Genomic DNA, 19616 nt, shown 5'->3' on the forward strand with positions numbered 1-19616 from the left:
AAATCGCTCAACCACTTCACGTTTTGTTTCTTCTGAATATACTCTCGTTTTCTCCGCCATCTTCTCAACCCCTTATCTATATGAATTGTAGAAGTGCGCTTTATAATTTGTCTACTTTGAAGGTAGTCTATCAATTTCTCCGCCCGCTCTATGATCCCTCGAAACCGCTCTATCCCCCCCAGTTAACCGCTCAATGAAGACCCGCAGCCGCTCTATCCCCCCAGTTAACCGCTCTAACCTCACAAAAAACAAAAAAACCAAGCGGATCGAAGTCCGCTTGGTCGTTTCATTACTATAAAATTACTTCTGAGCTTCTACAGTCTTGTGCATAGTTTTGTTTTTCGCAAGATTCACGTGCCAAGATAGCGCTTCTTCCAAGATGTGTGGAGTTTGTCCGCCAACTTGTTCAACTGCTCTATTGTAATAATCACGTAGCTCTTCCTTGAAGTCAGGGTGAGCACAATTCTCGATCAACAATTCCGCTTTCTGTCTTGGAGCCAAGCCCCGAAGATCCGCGTAACCTTGTTCCGTAACAATTACGTCTACGTCGTGCTCTGTGTGGTCCACGTGAGAAGAGAAAGGTACGATGGATGACACGTCTCCGCCTTTTGCGTAAGACTTCGTAACGAAAATCGCGATGCGTGCGTTACGAGCAAAGTCACCTGATCCACCGATTCCGTTCATCATGCGTGTTCCGCTAACATGTGTAGAGTTAACGTTTCCGTAGATGTCTAGCTCAAGCGCTGTGTTGAATGAAATGATACCCAAACGACGGATAACTTCCGGGTGGTTTGAGATTTCCTGTGGACGGAATACAAGTTTGTCACGGTATTTACTGATATCGTCTTTAAAGCTGTCCAAACGCTTTTTAGAGAGAGTCAATGAAGTAGCAGAAGCGAATTTCACTACGCCGTCATCGATTAAGTCGAAGATTGCGTCTTGAAGTACTTCAGAATAGACTTCGATATCTTTAAACTCGGAAGTTCTCATACCATCAAGTACCGCGTTCGCAACCGAACCAACACCTGATTGAAGAGGCATAAGCGTTTCATCCATACGACCCAATTTGATCTCGTCACGGAAGAAGTTCAACAAGTTGTTTGCGATCTCTTGTGTCTCTTCGTCTGGAGGAACGATAGGGGAAGGAATATCGCCTTTCTCCGTTAGAACGATTCCAACTACCTTTTCAGGATCTACTTTGATTCCTGGTGTACCGATTTTATCTGTTGCACTGTATACAGGGATTTCTTTACGTTGGTTTTGAGCATCTGGGATGTAGATGTCATGTAAGCCTTCAAATTCCATAGGCGCGTTAACATTCAATTCGATGATGACATGCTTCGCTTCTTGAACGAAAATTGGAGAGTTACCAACAGAACCAGTTGGGATGATATATCCCTCTTCTGTAATAGCAGCTGCTTCAATGATTGCATAGTCAATTGGTCCGATTACGCCTTGGCGAATCCATTCAGCTGTATGGGAAAGGTGCTGATCGATATAGAATGAGTCACCTGAGTTGATTTTGCCACGCATTGCTGGGTTACCTTGGTAAGGAACACGTAAGTTGATTACGTCTGCATTGGCCATCAATTCATCAACGTTCGGACCCATTGAAGCGCCAGTGAAAACGTTTACTTTGAAGTCCTCAGTTTTTCCTCGTTCTGCCAATGCCAATGGAACCGCTTTCGCGTCTCCGGACAAAGTAAATCCACTCAGACCTAGAGACATTCCATCCTCGATCCAAGAAGCTGCTTCTTCTGCTGTAACAATTTTATCTTTCAGTGCTTCACAACGAAGTACCTTATTTAATTCGTTTGCCACGGTATCATCCACCTTACCTTTCATTTTGTATATAATTCTATCATTTATATAAATAAAATCAACATAATATTATGAGAACTATACTAAATTTCCCATTAGATAAATAAAAACACTTAAAATTATGAAAATTTTAAAGCGTATTCAGAAGGCGGTATAAAGTGTTTTCCCTTACTTAGAAAGTAAAATAAGGGATTCGTGAAAGGAGAATAGGGAATTCCCTGATAGAAACGAGTAGAGAAAGACGTATAGTTATATAATATAAAGATATTTTATAAGACTTGATAGAAAAGACCTACAATACATTGTAATTAATAGGGAATTCCCTCAGTTTGATTTCAGATTACTTAGATTATTTCGGGGTAAGAAGATTAGTAGACTTGATTCATTTACTGCTACGTTCTAAAAAGGAGTGGAAATGTTCGATGAAAAAGAGATTCGGATTGAATTATTTTAAACCTGTCGAGAGTTATTCTGGAAGTTGGTCAGTGTTAGAAGAGAAAAATCGTGATTGGGAAAACATGTACCGTCAACGCTGGTCGCATGACAAAGTGGTCCGTACGACGCATGGCGTAAACTGTACAGGCTCCTGTAGCTGGAAAGTCTTCGTCAAGAATGGCATTATCACATGGGAAAATCAGCAAATCGATTATCCTTCCTGTGGCCCTGATATGCCTGAATTCGAACCGCGTGGTTGTCCACGTGGCGCATCGTTTTCTTGGTATGAATACAGTCCATTGCGCGTGAAGTATCCTTATATACGCGGCAAGCTGTGGCGCATGTGGAACGAAGCGTTGGAGGAAACGAAAGATCCTATAAAAGCATGGACAGCAATCGTTGAAGACCCTGAGAAAACCAATGAATACAAAAAAGCCCGCGGGAAAGGTGGTCATGTCCGGATTCATTGGCGGGATGCGACGATGCTCATTGCGGCACAACTCATCTATACGGTACAAAAATACGGCCCGGATCGCGTGGCAGGATTCACACCAATTCCTGCGATGTCCATGGTCAGTTATGCATCGGGGGCGCGCTTCATTTCATTACTTGGTGGCGAAATGCTCAGTTTCTACGACTGGTACGCGGATCTTCCGCCATCTTCTCCACAAATCTGGGGTGAACAGACAGACGTTCCGGAATCGAGTGACTGGTTTAACGCAGGCTACATCATCATGTGGGGATCAAACGTACCGCTTACCCGGACGCCGGATGCGCACTTCATGACGGAAGTCCGCTATAAAGGAACCAAAGTCGTTTCCGTCGCACCCGACTATGCGGAAAGTGTAACGCATGCGGATGACTGGATCGCAGCAAATCCGGGAACGGACGCAGCAGTTGCTCAAGCGATGACACACGTCATTTTGGATGAATTCTATCAAAAACGTAAAGAACCAACATTTATAAATTATGCCAAACAATACACAGATATGCCGTTCTTGATTTTACTTGATCCGCATGAAGATTCGTATAAAGCTGGGCGTTTCTTGCGCGCAAGTGATCTTGGTCAGCAGACCGCGCACGCAGAGTGGAAACCTGTGTTATTTGATGAAGCAAAAGAGGAAGTCATTGTTCCAAACGGCACGATGGGGCAGCGCTGGGAAGAAGACGTCAAGTGGAATTTGCAACTGGAAAATGCAGATGGCACACGCATAGAGCCCGCATTATCCATCGAAAAGCAAGCCGAGCAATGGCAAGAAATTCATTTCCCATACTTCGATAACCGAGGAAATGGTACATTCAAGCGTCCGATTCCTGCGATGAAAGTACAATTCGCGGACGGCACGGAGCGTTTAGTTGCGACAACGTACGACGTCATGTTGAGTCAGTACGGTGTGAATCGAATCGACAGTGAGCTAGAGGCGACAGGTTATGACGATGTTACTTCTATCTATACACCAGCTTGGCAAGAAGCGATCACCAACGTTAAACCGGAACTCGTTACGCAAATCGCAATGGAGTTTGCACAAAACGCTATCGACACAGGTGGACGTTCGATGATTATTATGGGAGCGGGAATCAATCACTGGTTCAACAGTGATACGATCTACCGCGCGATTCTCAACCTTGTCACGTTGACGGCTTCACAAGGAGTGAATGGTGGAGGTTGGGCGCATTACGTAGGACAAGAGAAATGTCGTCCAATCGAGGGCTGGAGCACGATTGCCTTTGCGAAAGACTGGCAAGGTCCGCCACGTCTGCAAAACGCCACATCATTTTTCTACTTTGCAACCGATCAATGGAAGTACGAAGAAGCGGGTACGGATACGCTCATGTCACCACTTGGTGGGGAAGCGAGATACCAGCATCCAGCAGACTATAATGTTCTCGCAGCGCGTCTCGGCTGGTTGCCATCTTATCCTCAATTCAATAAAAATAGTTTACTGCTCGCGGAAGAAGCAGCGAAACTAGGCAAGACGGATACGAAAGAAGTCGTTTCGCATGTCGTAGATCAGCTGAAATCTGGCGAACTACAATTCGCAGCAGAAGATCCAGATGCACCGGAAAACTTCCCGCGTTCATTATTTGTCTGGCGTTCGAACTTGATTTCAAGTTCTGCGAAAGGGCAGGAATACTTTATGCGGCACTTACTCGGTGCTTCGGACGGTTTGCTTGCTACGCCGAATGAGGATATGAAACCGAAAGAAATGGTTTGGCGTGATGACGTGGAAGGAAAGCTCGATCTATTAGTGGCACTCGACTTCCGCATGACTGCGACACCGCTATATGCAGATCTCGTTCTACCAGCTGCTACTTGGTATGAGAAAGTGGATCTGTCATCAACTGATATGCACCCATTTGTCCATCCATTTAATCCGGCAGTCAACCCATTATGGGAATCCAAATCGGACTGGGACATTTATCGTGAAATCGCAAAAACGTTCTCGACACTTGCGGAAACGCATTTGCCGGGTGTCTATAAAGACTTGGTTACCTCTCCATTAGCGCATGACTCGGTTCAGGAAATTGCTCAGCCGATGGGCGAAGTGCATGACTGGAGTAAAGGTGAAATTGAAGCAATTCCGGGCAAAACGATGCCGGGTATGACGATTGTAGAGCGAGACTTTACGAAAGTTTACGATAAATATATTACGCTCGGGCCGCTATTGTCGACAGGGAAAACCGGCGCACACGGCGTTAGTTTCTCAGTAGCGGATGAATATGAACTGATGAAAGGTATCAACGGTATTTATGAAGACGACACCGTGAAAGACGGCTTGCCTAAATTGTACACAGCGAAACACGCAGCAGAAGCGATGTTGACACTATCTTCCGCAACGAACGGCCGTGTATCGCAAAAAGCATTTGAAGCCGCGGAGCATGATACGGGCATGGAACTAAAAGACATCTCCGCAGACCGCACAGCAGAGCGATTCACATTCGCAAGTATTACCGCCCAACCACGTGAAGTGATTCCAACACCGGTCTTCAGTGGTTCGAATAAATTGGGCCGACGCTACTCGCCATTTACGACGAATATCGAACGTCTCGTGCCATTCCGTACATTAACGGGTAGACAGCATTTCTACGTCGACCACGAATTATTCCTAGGATTCGGCGAAGCATTGCCAGTCTATAAACCGACGCTTCCACCATTCGTCTTTGCGGATCGTGATGCAGACATTAAAGGCGGACAAGATGCGCTCGTCTTGCGTTATTTAACACCGCACGGTAAGTGGAATATCCACTCGACATACCAAGACAACCAGCACATGCTCACGTTGTTCCGCGGTGGTCCGACCGTGTGGTTATCGAATCTCGATGCAGAAGAGCACGGAATCGACGACAATGCTTGGCTCGAAGTATATAACCGAAACGGTGTCGTCAACGCACGTGCCGTTGTCAGTCACAGAATGCCTAAAGGTACGATGTTTATGTACCACGCACAGGATAAGCATATTCAAATGCCGGGTTCAGAAATCACCGAGCAGCGCGGAGGAAGCCATAATGCACCGACGCGAATTCACATGAAACCGACTCAAATGGTAGGCGGCTACGCACAGCTCAGTTATGGATTCAATTACTACGGACCGATCGGTAATCAACGTGATGTCTACGTCGCAGTCCGTAAGATGAAGGAGGTCAACTGGCTTGAAAATTAAAGCGCAAGTTGCAATGGTCATGAACTTAGACAAGTGTATTGGGTGTCATACATGTAGTGTGACGTGTAAAACGACATGGACGAACCGTGAAGGTGCCGAGTATATGTGGTTCAATAACGTGGAAACGAAACCCGGGATCGGCTACCCGAAACGTTGGGAAGATCAGGAACTTTATAAGGGTGGCTGGCAGTTGCGAAAGGGCAAACTAGAACTGAAATCGGGTTCCAAGCTGTCGAAAATCGCACTCGGCAAAATCTTCTATAATCCCGATATGCCAGAAATGAAAGATTACTATGAGCCATGGACATATGACTATGAAAAACTAACGTCCGCACCGGATCGAGAGCATACACCGGTTGCACGTGCGAAGTCTGTCATTACGGGCGAATACATGGATCCAGAGTGGGGCCCGAACTGGGAGGATCAGTTAGCTGGCGCGCATATTACAGGACCTACTGACCCGAATATCGAGAAAATTGAAGAAGAAATCAAATTCAACTTTGAACAAGCGTTCATGATGTACTTGCCGCGACTATGCGAACATTGCTTGAACCCGAGCTGTGTAGCCTCTTGTCCGTCAGGCGCTATGTACAAGCGTGACGAAGATGGAATCGTTCTGGTCGACCAAGAAGCGTGTCGCGGATGGCGTTACTGTATGACTGGTTGTCCGTACAAGAAAGTGTACTTCAACTGGAAAACGAATAAAGCAGAGAAATGTACATTCTGTTTCCCGCGTGTGGAATCCGGTTTGCCAACAGTTTGTTCCGAGACGTGTACTGGCCGAATCCGCTATCTAGGTGTCTTGCTTTACGACGCAGACCGCGTGCAAGAAGCCGCATCTACACCGGATCCGAAAGACTTGTATCAAGCACAATGTGATTTGTTCCTAGATCCGCATGAGCCGGAAATCATCGAGCAAGCAATGAAAGATGGCATTTCCGAGGACTGGATCGACGCAGCACAAAACTCACCGGTTTATAAGTTAGCGATCGAATACAAGTTGGCCTTCCCATTGCACCCGGAATACCGGACATTGCCAATGGTATGGTACGTCCCGCCGCTTAGCCCGATCATGAACTACTTTGAAGGCAAAGATTCCATCAAAAATCCGGACATGATTTTCCCGGCTATTGAGGAAATGCGAATTCCGCTTCAGTATTTGGCAAATATGCTAACAGCTGGAGACGTGGATATTGTCAAAGGAGGCTTGCAGCGTATGGCGATGATGCGTTCGTACATGCGTGCGGTTTCTTCAGGCAAGGACTTCGACGAAACGAAATTGGAGCGTGTTGGTTTGACTGCGAAACAGACAAAGCAGATGTATCGCTTGCTTGCCATTGCCAAATACGAAGATCGTTTCGTAATTCCCACATCTCATAAGGAAAGTCAAATGAACGTCTACCGCTCACAAGGTTCAGCAGGTTACGACGGTATGGGAACTTACGGTGAACAAGCACCGGCTCAGAATCCGTATTCTTCATTTTCTGTAATGGGCTCGGACGGAGGTTGTGACGGGTGCGGACCTGTAACACCGGGAGCTGCTCCAGTGAAAACGGGCAAGGAAATCTATGAAGAAAACTTCTACGGGGGGATCTGGCGTGATTAATCTGGACCTCTTATATGACAAGAAGCATATCTTCGGCTTTTTCTCCCATCAACTGAACTATCCGGAAAAGCTAACATTCCATCTAGATATGTGGAATGAGTACGTAACGGAAGATGCTGCGGGTTACGCTGACCTGCAGCTGTACTGGCAAGCGATGCAAACATATAGTTTGGATGAAATACAGGAACTGTACACGTACACATTCGATTTCCAGAAAGACGCCACGCTGTTCATGACCTATGTGAAATTTGCAGACTCGAAAGAGCGCGGTCAGACGCTGGCACAATTAAAAGTGTTATACGAAATGTTCGGGCTCGAAATGCCGGATGAAGAACTATCCGACTTGCTTCCGTTAATGTGTGAATTTATTTATGCAGCTGAATGGAAGGGAGTTCCGCGAGCGCAACAAAGCTTTTCCATGTTGCTCGCGGTCATCGAGGATGGTTCCTACTTTTTAATGAAAGCACTTGAAAAGTATGAAAGTCCATGGCTTCATTTGATCCGTGCACTGCGTGAAACATGTAAATCATGTATTCAACGGGAGGTTTCCGCTAATGACTAGTCAATTTCTTTGGGTCATTTTTCCTTACATCTGTATTGCCGTATTTATTGTAGGACATATTTTCCGCTATAAGAATGATCAACTCGGCTGGACCGCGAAGTCGAGTGAGTTTATTGAAAAGAAGCAATTAATGATCGGCAGTTTGCTGTTCCACATCGGTATCTTCCCCGTCATTTTAGGTCATGTGGCAGGACTTGGGATTCCGAAAGAGTGGACACGGGCAATGGGGATCAGCGACCATATGTACCACATCGGTGCAGTTTGGGGTGGCGGGTTCTTTGGTGTAGTGATATTAGCGGGAATGATTATTTTGACGTCCCGTCGTTTCACAAAGAGAAATGTTCGCAAGTTATCTTCTAGGTCGGATTTACTCGTCAATACCTTTTTGCTATTTATCGTTTTCATTGGGGTATATAGCTCATTGATTACAAACACGATGACGCCAGGATTCGATTACCGTGATACGATTTCGGTCTGGTTCAGATCCTTGCTCATATTCCAGCCGGAAGCTGCATATATGGCAGCTGTTCCCATAGCGTTCAAGCTTCATATTTTAACTGGCTTCCTTATTTTCGCGATGTGGCCATTCACACGACTCGTTCACGTCTGGAGTGTGCCATTGAATTATGTAGGTAGAAGTTATATTCTATATAGAAAACATCAGCCGACCAAACAATCACCCCGGTAAGCGAATGATGAATAATAGGAGATTAAGTCTATGACAGGACAAGTAAATAGTAATTTCCAACTGGAGATTGACGAACTGAAAGAAACGCTTCATGCGGATTTCATCGGCTTGGCGTTAGTGGATTTGAAGAAATATCATCACGGCCTTAAGTGGCGATATGTAACGGGGAATATCAGTTTACGCTACCGTAGAATTGTCCTTCAATCAGGAAAAGGTGTGGCAGGAATTGTGTTCAAGACAGGGAAGCCGATGAAGATCGAGAATGTTGAAGCAAGTATAGTGGATGGAGATCTCTATAACTATCCGATTGTCGTATTTGAAAAGCTGAAAAGTTTTGGCGCGATTCCTCTATTCCGTGATGATCATGTGCAAGGCGTACTTTTGATTGGCTATCGTGAAGTGGACCGGTTAACGGCTGACAAGTTTGAGCAATTCAAGCATGCGGTAGGACCTCAATTCGGACCGTTTCACATGAAGGAGCGATTGAAAGATGACTTTATTGAACAATGACCAGTTAACAACTATGCTGCACAAACTATACGATCGTACGACAGAAGCGATGTTTTTTTTCGGCGAGAATGGCAAAATTCTATCCATGAATGAAGCGGCGAAACAAATAATGGAACCTGCTCTCTATGACAAGATGCTGCAAGGCGAGGCGGATGCAATTTGTCTTACATGCCGTGGCTATACAAGTGAAGACGAACAGATGACATGTGTCTCGTGTTTCATGGAGAAACCACAACAAACCGTCTCTTCATTCCAACTCTTTTTGGAGACAAAAGATCTTGGCGTGCAACCATACAGCGCAACCTATCAGGTGTTAGATGAAGAGCAACACGTATCCATGTTGATGTTGCGTAATTTAACGAGACAAACCCAGACATCCGAAGTTCTCCATCAAAGATTACGGATGCAACAAGTCATTTTAGCGCAGGAAAATGAACGCAAACGAATTTCACGCGAGCTACATGATAGCGTGGCGCAGGAAATGCTCAGTTCGCTCGTCGATTTGCGCGTCTTGAAATATATGGGCATGAACGACAAAGCGCTTGAGAAGTTGAGACAAACGGAAGGTTCACTTATGCGTTTACTTGATGAGATCCGCCATCTATCTGTTGAATTGCGACCAGCAGTACTCGATGATTTCGGATTGGAAGCGGCTTTCCGGACGCACATCAAGAATTTGGAGAAGAATTACGGACTGTATGTTCATTTCGAATCGGATGTGAAAGAAAGACGGTATGATGGTGCGATTGAAACAGTTGCGTATCGCATCGGCCAGGAAGCGATTCTCAACTCCATGAAATATGCCCAAGTAGAAGATGTTTTTTTAACTTTAAATGAAGTGGACGGACAGCTACAAATAAAAGTATGCGATGAAGGTGTCGGCTTCAATGTCAATGACTTTACACCGCAAGGCACGGGCCTCGGTCTATATGGGATGAGAGAACGGGTGGAATTAGTAGGTGGCAGTTTAACGATCGTCTCTAGTCAGCTAGAAGGCACGACAGTCCAAGCAAATATTCCGCTGAAGAAGGAGAGAGCAACGAGTGAAAATCATAATAGCTGATGATCATGCAGTCGTCCGCACAGGATTTATGCATATCTTGAATTTTCAAGACGATATGGAAGTCGTAGCAACAGCGGCAGATGGATTGGAAGCATATGAACTAGTTGCGAAGCACAGACCGGATATTATTTTACTGGATCTTAGCATGCCTCCTGGCCAAAGTGGCTTGATTGCGACAGGCAAAATCCATGAAGACTTTCCAGAAACGAAGATCATTATTTTAACGATGTACGATGACGAGGAGTATATGTTCCACGTACTGAAAAACGGTGCAGCGGGCTATATTTTGAAAAATGCTCCTGACGAAGAGTTGCTCCACGCCATTCGTGAAGTGTATGACGGCGGGACGTATGTTCATCCGTCTATGGCTACTTCGCTCGTGAGGGAGTTTGTGAAAAAAGGAACGAATGAGACAGATGAAGATGATCCGTTCAAGATATTATCTAAAAGGGAAATTGAAATTCTGCCGCTTGTTGCAAAAGGTTATGGCAATAAGGAAATAGCAGAAATGCTGTATATTTCCGTCAAGACTGTAGAAGCGCATAAGGCGAAAATGATGGACAAGCTGCAATTGAAGAGCCGTCCGGAACTCGTCGAATACGCTCTACGCAAGAAGTTTCTAAGTTTTTAATGAAGAGGTGAAGGATGATGAGCAATACAGGACTGACGCATACGCTACCTGCCCTACGCGTGCTCGAAAATGAACATCGTTACTTAATGTCTTTGATGGAGCAGTGGCATGCGATTGTGCTAGGTTTTGAGAATGAACGGTTCACGCGTGACGAAGGTCTCGAAGCGCTCAAAAAAATGCGCGAGCTAGTCATCGAGTTCATCGATCCGCTAAAAAACCATACAGAAAAAGAAGAAGCATTCCTGTTTCCGATGCTAGCGAAATATGTAGGAAATGATCAAGGACCGGTTCAAGCAGTGCAAGAAGAACACGATGAAATTGATGCGTATATCGGACATTTCCTCCATCATACAAGAGGGGATCTATCGGAATTTACACTCGCGATGATGCAAGACGTCGTAAAAGACGCAGGTGAAGCGTTTGAAGTCATTATGATTCACTTTGTAAAAGAAGAAAACGTCATCTTTCCGATGGTTCTGTCGGTCTTACGTGCAAAAGAACAAGATGAATTATTCGAACAATTGTATACGTCCATTTTACCTGAGTAACAAACTATAGTAGTTTAAAAGAAAGAGTGTTGGGTAGATTTTCAACTAACTTCAGATGGGATGGATTCCTATGACACAAAAGATTCAATTACCTCTGCAGACGGCAAATCTAGTTGTCGGCTTCATGGTATGGGTCCTGATCTCTTCCTTATTACCATTTATTAGCGAAGATATCAGCATTCCACCAGAGCGTGTAGCCATCATCACAGCAATCCCTGTAGTACTCGGTTCGATTTTGCGAATTCCACTCGGGTACTACGCCAATGTCTATGGCGCACGTATGATGTTTTTCATCAGTTTCATTGTATTGCTATTTCCTGTCTACTACATAAGTGAAACATCAACCGTGACAGGGCTATTAATTGGCGGAACGTTGCTCGGGATTGGAGGCGCGATTTTCTCTGTTGGTGTTACGTCACTACCGAAGTATTATCCTAAGGAAAAGCACGGACTGGTCAATGGTATTTACGGAATGGGGAACATCGGGACAGCGATCACGACGTTTTCAGCGCCGGTCCTTGCGATGAAGTTTGGCTGGTCCATGACCGTCAAAATGTATTTGATTTTATTGCTTGCATTCATCGCATTGAACTTTTTCTTCGGTGACCGTAAGGAAGTAAAAGTGAAAGCCCCGATTATCGAGCAAATTAAAGGTGTCTATAAGAATGAAAAACTTTGGTTCTTCTCGTTGTTCTATTTCATCACATTCGGTTCGTTCGTTGCATTTACTGTGTTTTTACCAAGTTTCCTCGTCAATTACTTTGGACTCGATAAGGTCGACGCGGGACTTCGTACAGCAGGCTTCATCGTCGTCGCGACATTATTACGTCCGGTCGGGGGTTGGTTAGGCGATAAGTTCCAGCCGCTATTCATTTTAATGGGTTGTTTCGCAGGTTTGACGATTGCGTCTATCGTACTGGCATTTTCACCAGATATCGCACTGTACACAGTCGGCAGTATTATGATTGCGGCAGCTGCGGGTCTTGGAAATGGTGTAATCTTTAAATTAGTACCGATGTATTTCAGTAAGCAAGCAGGTACGGTGAACGGGATTGTATCGATGATGGGTGGTCTTGGTGGATTTTTCCCTCCATTATTACTCGCAACGATTTTCTCTATGACAGGTTCCTACTCCATTGGTTTCATGGCGTTTTCACAAGTATCATTAGCCAGCCTTGTATTGGCTATTTGGCTTTACTACATGGATCGTACGAGCTTATCTAAAGAAGTATTTGATTCGACTGGCCAAGGTATTCTCGTGACCAATTCAAAAGGTCTCATTGTTTCGGTCAATCCGGCATTTACGAAACTAACAGGTTATAGTGAAGAGGAAGTACTCGGTCTAAGTCCGAACATCTTAAGTTCAGGCAGACATGATCGTGAATACTACAATGATATGTGGCACACTCTTAATGAACAGGGTGTCTGGCAAGGCGAAATTTGGAATAAGAAAAAGAGTGGCGAAGAGTACTTAGAGTTCCTATCCATCAGTTCGGTGAAAGATGGAACAGGCGACGTCGTTCGCTACGTAGGTTCATTCAGTGATATTAGTCCAGAGACACATGCAGGCAATCGGTCTTAACCGGTTGCCTCGCTTGTTGTTTCATGAAAGGAAGTAGATGAAGTGGAGAATCGATATTCACGGCAAACATTATTTCAACCTATTGGGTTGTTGGGACAGCGGCGGCTATCTGATGCACATGCAGTGATTATAGGCTGTGGTGCGCTCGGTTCGTCGATTTCCGAGACGCTCGTGCGCGCGGGAATCGGTAAAATAACGCTTGCAGACCGCGATTATGTGGAGGCATCTAATTTGCAGAGGCAACAATTATTCGTCGAAGCGGATGCGAAAAATAGTGTGCCGAAAGTCGTAGCGGCAGCACGTCGTTTGCATGCCATTCGTGAAGATGTTGAAATGATCACGGTGCTCGATCATATCGATGGACCGTTGCTCGAAGAAATTGCGGTCGGTGCGGATATTCTACTTGATGCAACCGATAATTTCGAAACGCGTTTGCTGATCAATGACGTCGCGTGGAAACTACATATCCCATGGGTCTACGGCGCAGTCGTTAGCAGTTCAGGTAGCGTCTTTCCTTTCAATCCCGGTAAGACACCGTGTTTCCGCTGTCTACTACCGGTCATGCCAGCGGTCAATGAAACATGTGATACAGTAGGGGTAATTGCGCCTGCAGTACAGATTTCGGCTGCACATCAAAGCGCGGAAGCGATGAAATGGCTGACAGGAAATGAAGAGGCCATGCGCACGAAACTTCTGCATTTTGATGTGTGGAATAATACATCCGTTGAAGCGGGAATCAGCCGGATGAAGAATCCGCAATGCGAAACTTGTGGTGAACATCCAACGTATCCTGCGTTGCATCAAGTGGCGGGCACGCAATACGCTGTGCTTTGCGGACGTGATACAGTGCAAATCATACCCGACGCAGGACGCAAGTTGACAGTGGCGGACGGTGTGAAAGTCGCCCAACAACTAGAATCGAAATACCGGGAGACACCGTTTTTCGTGGAATTTCAGGCGGAAAACTATCGCTGTATTTTGTTCGGTAATGGCAGGTTGTTGATTCATGGATTAAAAGATATGCGAGAAGGACGGAAAATCTATCATTCATTATTCGGCTAGGAGGGGTAGTAAATGGAAGAGACTCATTTACCACAGAAAGCGCGTGATCAATCGGTTGCAGTTGCTGTACTGACAATCAGTGATACGCGGACGAAAGCGGATGACAAAAGCGGCAAGGTGATATGCGATAAGCTACTCGAAGCGGGACATATTGTGAAGGCATACGAAATTTGTCCCGATGAAGCGTCACGTATCGAAGCGCAATTGTCTATTTGGTTGTCCGATTCGTCGATTCAGGCAATGATTTTCACGGGCGGAACGGGGATTGGCGCGCGGGATATTACAGTGGAAACCGTGTCACCCTATTTCACAAAACCGTTAGACGGATTTGGCGAACTGTTTCGCTTTTTGAGCTATACCGAAGATGTGGGATCAAAAGCGTTGCTCAGTCGCGCAACGGCAGGTGGAATCGGATTGCAGGCGGTATTTTTATTGCCAGGCTCTTCGAAGGCCGTGAAGCTTGCGATGGATAAGTTGATCGTGCCCGAGTTGCCGCATATTGTGCATGAGCTTGGAAAGCATTTGGGATAGTGGATGAGGAGTGTGGGGGATAGGGCGGTTAGCTTGGGGTTATGAGCGGTTGCGTGGGGTGATAGAGCGGACAGCGTGGAAGTATGATCGGTTTCGCGGGGTGTTAGAGCGGATGGCGTGAGAGTATGATCGGTTTCGCGGGGTGATAGAGCGGATGGCATGGAAGTATGATCGGCTTCGCGGGGTGATAGAGCGGACAGCGTGGAAGTATGAGCGGTTGCGCGGGGTGATAGAGCGGCTAGCGTGGGGGTATGAGCGGCTTCGTGGGTTGATAGAGCGGCTAGCGTGGGGGTATGAGCGGCTTCGTGGGTTGATAGAGCGGATAACATGGAAGTATGAGCGCACACCCCAAATCCAATCAAAAAAAACGCGCGACATTTAGTCCGCGCGTTGATAATCTCCATTTTTCCCGCCAGATTTATGCTGAAGCATCGTCGGTCCGATGACCATGTCCTTGCCGGCAGCTTTACACATATCGTAAATCGTCAATGCAGCGGCAGAAGCGGCAGTCAGGGCTTCCATTTCGACTCCGGTTACGCCTTTCGTTTTGACTTCGGCTTCGATTAACACATGATAATGGGAAGATTCTTCATCGATATCCCAATCAAATCGGATATCTACGCCCGTTAAAGGAAGTGGATGGCACATTGGAATAATGTTGGACGTATTTTTCGCGGCCATGATGGCGGCGACTTGCGCAACTGCAAAGACGTCTCCTTTTTTATTTGTGCCATGAGTGATTTGCTCGTGAATGGATTTGTTTACCGTAATTGATGATGTAGCGATCGCAGTACGTAGTGTCGTTTCTTTGTCGGACACGTCGACCATTTTGGCGCGGCCTTGTTCATTGAAGTGTGTAAGTTCGGACATGATGATCATCCTTTCGTTTCATTGTACTAGTTAGTATAACAAAAGAAAGTAGGAGATGTACGTGGTGGAAATTCGAAAACCGATTCAAGTGTCGGAAGCTGTAGGACGTGTGATGAAAAATGTACATAAGTTGGGGACGGAAGTTCTTCCGTTAGAAGATACATATGGTCGTGTGCTAGCAGAGCCTATCGTAGCGAAGCATGACGTGCCGCCTTTTGATCGTTCGCCGTATGATGGTTTTGCGATTCGGGCGGAAGATTCGACGGGTGCTTCAGGTAATGATAGAAAAGCCTTTCGTGTGATTGGTGAAATTGGTGCAGGGCATGTTGCGGATCGTCCGATTGAGCTGGGTGAATCGTTTCGCATCATGACAGGTGCATTAATTCCGGAACATGCGGATGCAGTCGTTATGCTGGAGCAAACAGTGGAGAATGATAGCGGGTTTACGTTACGTAAGCCGTTTGAAGCGGGCGAAAATATTTCGCGTCAAGGTGAAGATGCGAAACAAGGAGAGACATTGATCGAAGCAGGAACGATTATTCATCCAGGGACTATTGCGCTACTTGCGACATTTGGCTATGCACAAGTGCGTGTTGCAAAACGGCCGATTGCTGGGGTATTGTCGACTGGGACAGAATTGCTCAATGTCACTGATGAACTGGAACCAGGGAAGATCCGCAATTCTAATGGTCCGATGATTCGTGCACAGTTGACGCGAATGGGGATTGAGTATACATCGTATGGCATGATGGAAGACAATTTGGATGCATGTACCGAAATCGTGGAGAAAGCACTTCAGGAAACAGACTTGCTTATTACGACGGGCGGTGTGTCGGTCGGAGATTACGATTATTTACCTATGATCTATGAGCGTCTGGGTGCGGAAGTATTGTTCAATAAAGTGGCGATGCGTCCTGGCAGTGTGACGACAGTAGCGGTGTTAGGAGATAAATTATTATTCGGTCTATCGGGTAATCCGTCTGCTTGCTTCACAGGATTTGAATTGTTCGCGCGGCCTGCCATTTACTCGATGATGGGTTGCACAGCACCTTATATGCCGCGTATTCAAGCGGTTCTTGGTGATGATTTCAAGAAAGCGAATCCGTTCACACGTTTCGTTCGCGCCAGCTGGTCGATGACAAACGAAGGAATCATAGCGACGCCTGCAGGTTTCAATAAATCCAGTGCAGTGTCTTCTATTGCACGGGGTAACTGTATCATCGTCTTGCCGAGCGGAACTCGCGGCTATGAAAAAGGCATGGTAGTGGACGCATTATTGTTAGGAACGGAACAAGGTGTGGAGCATTGGGAACTATGAAGACGCTACATGTCGTGGGCTTCAAGAACAGTGGAAAAACGACGCTTGTTTCGCACTGGATTACCGTGCTGAAGCATCTTGGTTACGAAGTCGCGGTGCTCAAACATCATGGGCATGGGGGAGCGCCTGAACTGCCGCCAGCGCATACGGATACGGTGCAATTCTTAGAGTTTGGAGCAGTCTCAACCCTTGTCGCCGGGGGGGATATGATACAATTGATACAAAATAAAGAATATTCATTTGTACAGCTAAAGACATTGGCAGCGTTAAGTGAACCAGACGTTTTATTAATAGAAGGCTATAAAAAAGAAGCCGGTGAGAAAGTGGTGCTCATCCGAAACGAAGAAGAACGGGAAGTGCTGGAGTCGTTGTCTGGAATCATTCGAACGGTGAAAACAGCCGAACTTTTTGAAGACATTACACGACTCGACGATTGGTTGAAAGAATGGGTGGAGGCGGGACAATGAAACGATATGAAATTATAGATCAGCCGATTGATGTGCAGAAATACAGCGATCTTGTTTTGCATCCAGCTGCGGGTGCGGTGACGGTATTCACGGGACATGTACGCGAATGGACGCATGGTGTTCGCACATTGTATCTTGCGTATGAAGCCTATGTACCGATGGCGGAAAAAAAGCTCACTGAAATCGGTGCGGAGATGGAAGCAAAGTGGCCTGGAGTTCAAGTCGCTATGGCGCATCGGATTGGCGAGTTGAAAATATCAGACATTGCCGTAGTTATCGCGGTATCGTCTCCTCATAGAAAAGCAGCATATGAGGCGAATGAATATGCAATTGAGCGCATTAAAGAAGTCGTACCGATTTGGAAGAAGGAAATCTGGGAAGACGGCGAAGAATGGATCGGTGCACAGAAGAAATATCCAGAGAAAGGGAGCGAATCATGATGATTACAGTTCATTACTTTGCAAGACTACGCGAGTTGACGGGTAAAGGTGAAGAGTCTTTGGATCGCGCGCCTATGACGGTCGAAGAATTGCTGAACTGGGCAGAAGAGACATATCCAGGTTTCGGTAAAGAGACTATCCATGTGGCGGTGAATGAAGAGTATGCCTTAAAGGATGATGTCATTCAGGCGGGAGATGTCTGCGCGTTTATTCCACCAGTGAGTGGCGGATGAAGACAGTCGGTGTGTTGCTAGCGGGCGGACAATCGCGGCGTTTTGGCTCGCCAAAAGCGTTTGCACTGCATAAAGGTCACTCCTTCTATCATTATTCGTTAGAGGCATTGCGACCGATTTGCGAGGAGATCGTTGTCGTGGCGCGTCCAGAATATAGGGAACAGTTTCCGGATTGCGTGCATGTGACGACGGACCTGGAGGCAGTTTCTGGAATGGGTCCTCTTGCCGGGATTTTATCCGCTATGGAATTAGTGCAAGCTGACCGCTATGTCGTGTTGCCGTGTGATATGCCGTTTATGGAAGCGGGGATCATGAAAAGATTGCTAGCGTTGCATCATGGAGATATTTCGTCTGTAACGGTAGAAGGCAAGCGACACCCACTCGTTTCGGTCTGGAGTGCTAACGTCAAACCGACAATAAAACAAGCGTTACGCGATGGCAATCGTCGAGTGATGCATGTGCAAGCACAACATGAAGGTCGGTGGATTGAAGGCGATTTATTAACCGATACACCCGAAATTTCTTTTAAAAATGTCAACACGCCATGTGAACTGGGAAGGGGATGAAGAAGATGAATGCCATTGTAGATCAACTCGGTCGTCCGATTCGGGATTTGCGAATTTCTGTCACGGATCGCTGCAATTTCCGCTGTACATATTGCATGCCGAAAGAAGTTTTTGGTGATGACTTTTTATTTCTAGCTAAAAATGAATTGCTGTCGTTTGAAGAATTGGAGCGCTTGGCACGGATTTTTGCTCAGTTAGGTGTGAAGAAGCTACGCTTGACGGGCGGTGAACCGCTGATGCGCCGGAATTTACCCGAGTTGATACAGAAGCTTCACGACATCGAAGGGATCGAAGACATCGGACTGACAACCAATGCAGTGTTGCTCGGTCAATACGCACAACCGCTGTACGACGCTGGATTGCGCCGTCTGAACATCAGTTTAGATGCACTGGATCCAGAACTATTCGGACAGATCAACGGCCGTGGCATTTCACCTGAACTCGTTCTCGAAAATATCCAAAAAGCACAAGACATCGGTTTCACCATCAAAGTGAATATGGTCGTACAAAAAGGAGTCAATGAGAGCGAAATCCTCCCGATGGCTACGTATTTCAAAGAACGTGGCATCACATTGCGCTATATCGAGTTCATGGATGTCGGCAATGACAATGGCTGGAGCTTCGAAAAAGTCGTAACAAAAAAAGAGATCTACGACATGCTAGCTGCTGAGTTCGACATGGAGCCTGCGGAAGAAGACTATTACGGTGAAGTAGCAAAACGTTATCGCTATATAGGAACGGATGCACAAGTCGGCTTCATCACATCCGTTTCGGAGTCATTTTGTTCAACGTGTACGCGCTCTCGTCTATCGTCTGAAGGGAAATTATATACGTGTCTTTTCGCATCAGAAGGCTTTGACCTACGAAAATTAATTCGTTCGGATCAAACTGATGAAGAACTATATGAAGCGATTGCTACTGTGTGGAGAGGCAGAAAAGACCGCTATTCCGATGAACGGACGGAGCAGACGATAAAGAACCGGAAGAAAATCAATATGAACTATATCGGTGGCTAAAGGAG

At 46.1% G+C, this 19616-nt stretch carries 19 protein-coding genes; 17 read left to right on the forward strand and 2 right to left on the reverse strand.

Annotated features, from left to right (window positions below; translation table 11 throughout):
- Window positions 1-300: 300 nt before the first annotated feature.
- The gene (locus CSV60_RS13595) at window positions 301-1845 is read right to left on the reverse strand and encodes a succinyl-CoA:acetate CoA-transferase ScpC (protein WP_369823645.1); all 1545 of its coding nucleotides are present in this window, start codon (window positions 1843-1845) and stop codon (window positions 301-303) included.
- A gap of 398 nt (window positions 1846-2243) precedes the next feature.
- On the opposite strand from CSV60_RS13595, the gene CSV60_RS13600 reads away from it, so the two are divergent.
- From CSV60_RS13600 to CSV60_RS13650, 11 genes are all read left to right on the forward strand, one after another.
- Complete coding sequence (locus CSV60_RS13600; protein ID WP_099637366.1) at window positions 2244-5918, forward strand: nitrate reductase subunit alpha; 3675 nt, start codon at window positions 2244-2246, stop codon at window positions 5916-5918.
- The gene (narH, locus tag CSV60_RS13605; RefSeq protein ID WP_099637367.1) at window positions 5908-7524 is read left to right on the forward strand and encodes a nitrate reductase subunit beta; all 1617 of its coding nucleotides are present in this window, start codon (window positions 5908-5910) and stop codon (window positions 7522-7524) included. Before CSV60_RS13600 ends, narH begins: the two co-directional genes overlap by 11 nt.
- Complete coding sequence (gene narJ / locus CSV60_RS13610; protein ID WP_099637368.1) at window positions 7517-8086, forward strand: nitrate reductase molybdenum cofactor assembly chaperone; 570 nt, start codon at window positions 7517-7519, stop codon at window positions 8084-8086. The genes narH and narJ overlap by 8 nt, the downstream gene beginning before the upstream one ends.
- The gene (narI, locus tag CSV60_RS13615) at window positions 8079-8774 is read left to right on the forward strand and encodes a respiratory nitrate reductase subunit gamma (RefSeq protein WP_099637369.1); all 696 of its coding nucleotides are present in this window, start codon (window positions 8079-8081) and stop codon (window positions 8772-8774) included. The genes narJ and narI overlap by 8 nt, the downstream gene beginning before the upstream one ends.
- A gap of 30 nt (window positions 8775-8804) precedes the next feature.
- Entirely contained in the window at window positions 8805-9284 is a 480-nt protein-coding gene (locus CSV60_RS13620; protein WP_099637370.1) for a GAF domain-containing protein, read from the forward strand.
- Entirely contained in the window at window positions 9265-10347 is a 1083-nt protein-coding gene (locus tag CSV60_RS13625; RefSeq protein ID WP_099632104.1) for a sensor histidine kinase, read from the forward strand. The genes CSV60_RS13620 and CSV60_RS13625 overlap by 20 nt, the downstream gene beginning before the upstream one ends.
- Window positions 10328-10978, forward strand: coding sequence for a response regulator (locus CSV60_RS13630; protein WP_099632103.1), 651 nt, complete (start codon window positions 10328-10330; stop codon window positions 10976-10978). The genes CSV60_RS13625 and CSV60_RS13630 overlap by 20 nt, the downstream gene beginning before the upstream one ends.
- Window positions 10979-10992: 14 nt before the next feature.
- The gene (locus tag CSV60_RS13635) at window positions 10993-11526 is read left to right on the forward strand and encodes a hemerythrin domain-containing protein (RefSeq protein WP_233189633.1); all 534 of its coding nucleotides are present in this window, start codon (window positions 10993-10995) and stop codon (window positions 11524-11526) included.
- Window positions 11527-11596: 70 nt separating this feature from the next.
- Window positions 11597-13108, forward strand: a complete 1512-nt coding sequence (locus tag CSV60_RS13640) for an MFS transporter (RefSeq protein ID WP_099632102.1) — start codon at window positions 11597-11599, stop codon at window positions 13106-13108.
- Window positions 13109-13150: 42 nt separating this feature from the next.
- Window positions 13151-14170: a ThiF family adenylyltransferase gene (locus CSV60_RS13645; protein WP_099632101.1), complete on the forward strand. Its 1020-nt coding sequence runs from the start codon at window positions 13151-13153 to the stop codon at window positions 14168-14170.
- A 12-nt stretch (window positions 14171-14182) separates the two neighbouring features.
- A complete protein-coding gene (locus CSV60_RS13650) occupies window positions 14183-14701 on the forward strand; it encodes a MogA/MoaB family molybdenum cofactor biosynthesis protein (protein ID WP_099632100.1) in 519 nt (172 codons plus the stop codon).
- Window positions 14702-15079: 378 nt separating this feature from the next.
- Here CSV60_RS13650 and moaC read toward each other — a convergent pair whose 3' ends face one another.
- Window positions 15080-15571, reverse strand: coding sequence for a cyclic pyranopterin monophosphate synthase MoaC (gene moaC / locus CSV60_RS13660; protein ID WP_099632099.1), 492 nt, complete (start codon window positions 15569-15571; stop codon window positions 15080-15082).
- Window positions 15572-15632: 61 nt separating this feature from the next.
- Here moaC and CSV60_RS13665 point away from each other — a divergent pair, with 61 nt between their 5' ends.
- The 6 genes from CSV60_RS13665 to moaA are packed head-to-tail and all read left to right on the forward strand — an operon-like array spanning window position 15633 to window position 19611.
- On the forward strand, window positions 15633-16889 hold the full coding sequence (locus CSV60_RS13665; protein WP_099637372.1) for a molybdopterin molybdotransferase MoeA: 1257 nt from the start codon (window positions 15633-15635) through the stop codon (window positions 16887-16889).
- A complete protein-coding gene (mobB, locus tag CSV60_RS13670) occupies window positions 16886-17356 on the forward strand; it encodes a molybdopterin-guanine dinucleotide biosynthesis protein B (RefSeq protein ID WP_099637373.1) in 471 nt (156 codons plus the stop codon). The genes CSV60_RS13665 and mobB overlap by 4 nt, the downstream gene beginning before the upstream one ends.
- Window positions 17353-17796, forward strand: coding sequence for a molybdenum cofactor biosynthesis protein MoaE (locus CSV60_RS13675; protein WP_099637374.1), 444 nt, complete (start codon window positions 17353-17355; stop codon window positions 17794-17796). Before mobB ends, CSV60_RS13675 begins: the two co-directional genes overlap by 4 nt.
- Complete coding sequence (gene moaD, locus CSV60_RS13680) at window positions 17796-18029, forward strand: molybdopterin converting factor subunit 1 (protein ID WP_099632189.1); 234 nt, start codon at window positions 17796-17798, stop codon at window positions 18027-18029. Before CSV60_RS13675 ends, moaD begins: the two co-directional genes overlap by 1 nt.
- Window positions 18026-18595, forward strand: coding sequence for a molybdenum cofactor guanylyltransferase (locus CSV60_RS13685; protein WP_099632095.1), 570 nt, complete (start codon window positions 18026-18028; stop codon window positions 18593-18595). Before moaD ends, CSV60_RS13685 begins: the two co-directional genes overlap by 4 nt.
- The gene (gene moaA / locus CSV60_RS13690; protein WP_099637375.1) at window positions 18592-19611 is read left to right on the forward strand and encodes a GTP 3',8-cyclase MoaA; all 1020 of its coding nucleotides are present in this window, start codon (window positions 18592-18594) and stop codon (window positions 19609-19611) included. Before CSV60_RS13685 ends, moaA begins: the two co-directional genes overlap by 4 nt.
- Window positions 19612-19616 lie beyond the last annotated feature (5 nt).

This window comes from Sporosarcina sp. P7 (assembly GCF_002743425.1).
Taxonomy (GTDB): Bacteria; Bacillota; Bacilli; order Bacillales_A; family Planococcaceae; genus Sporosarcina.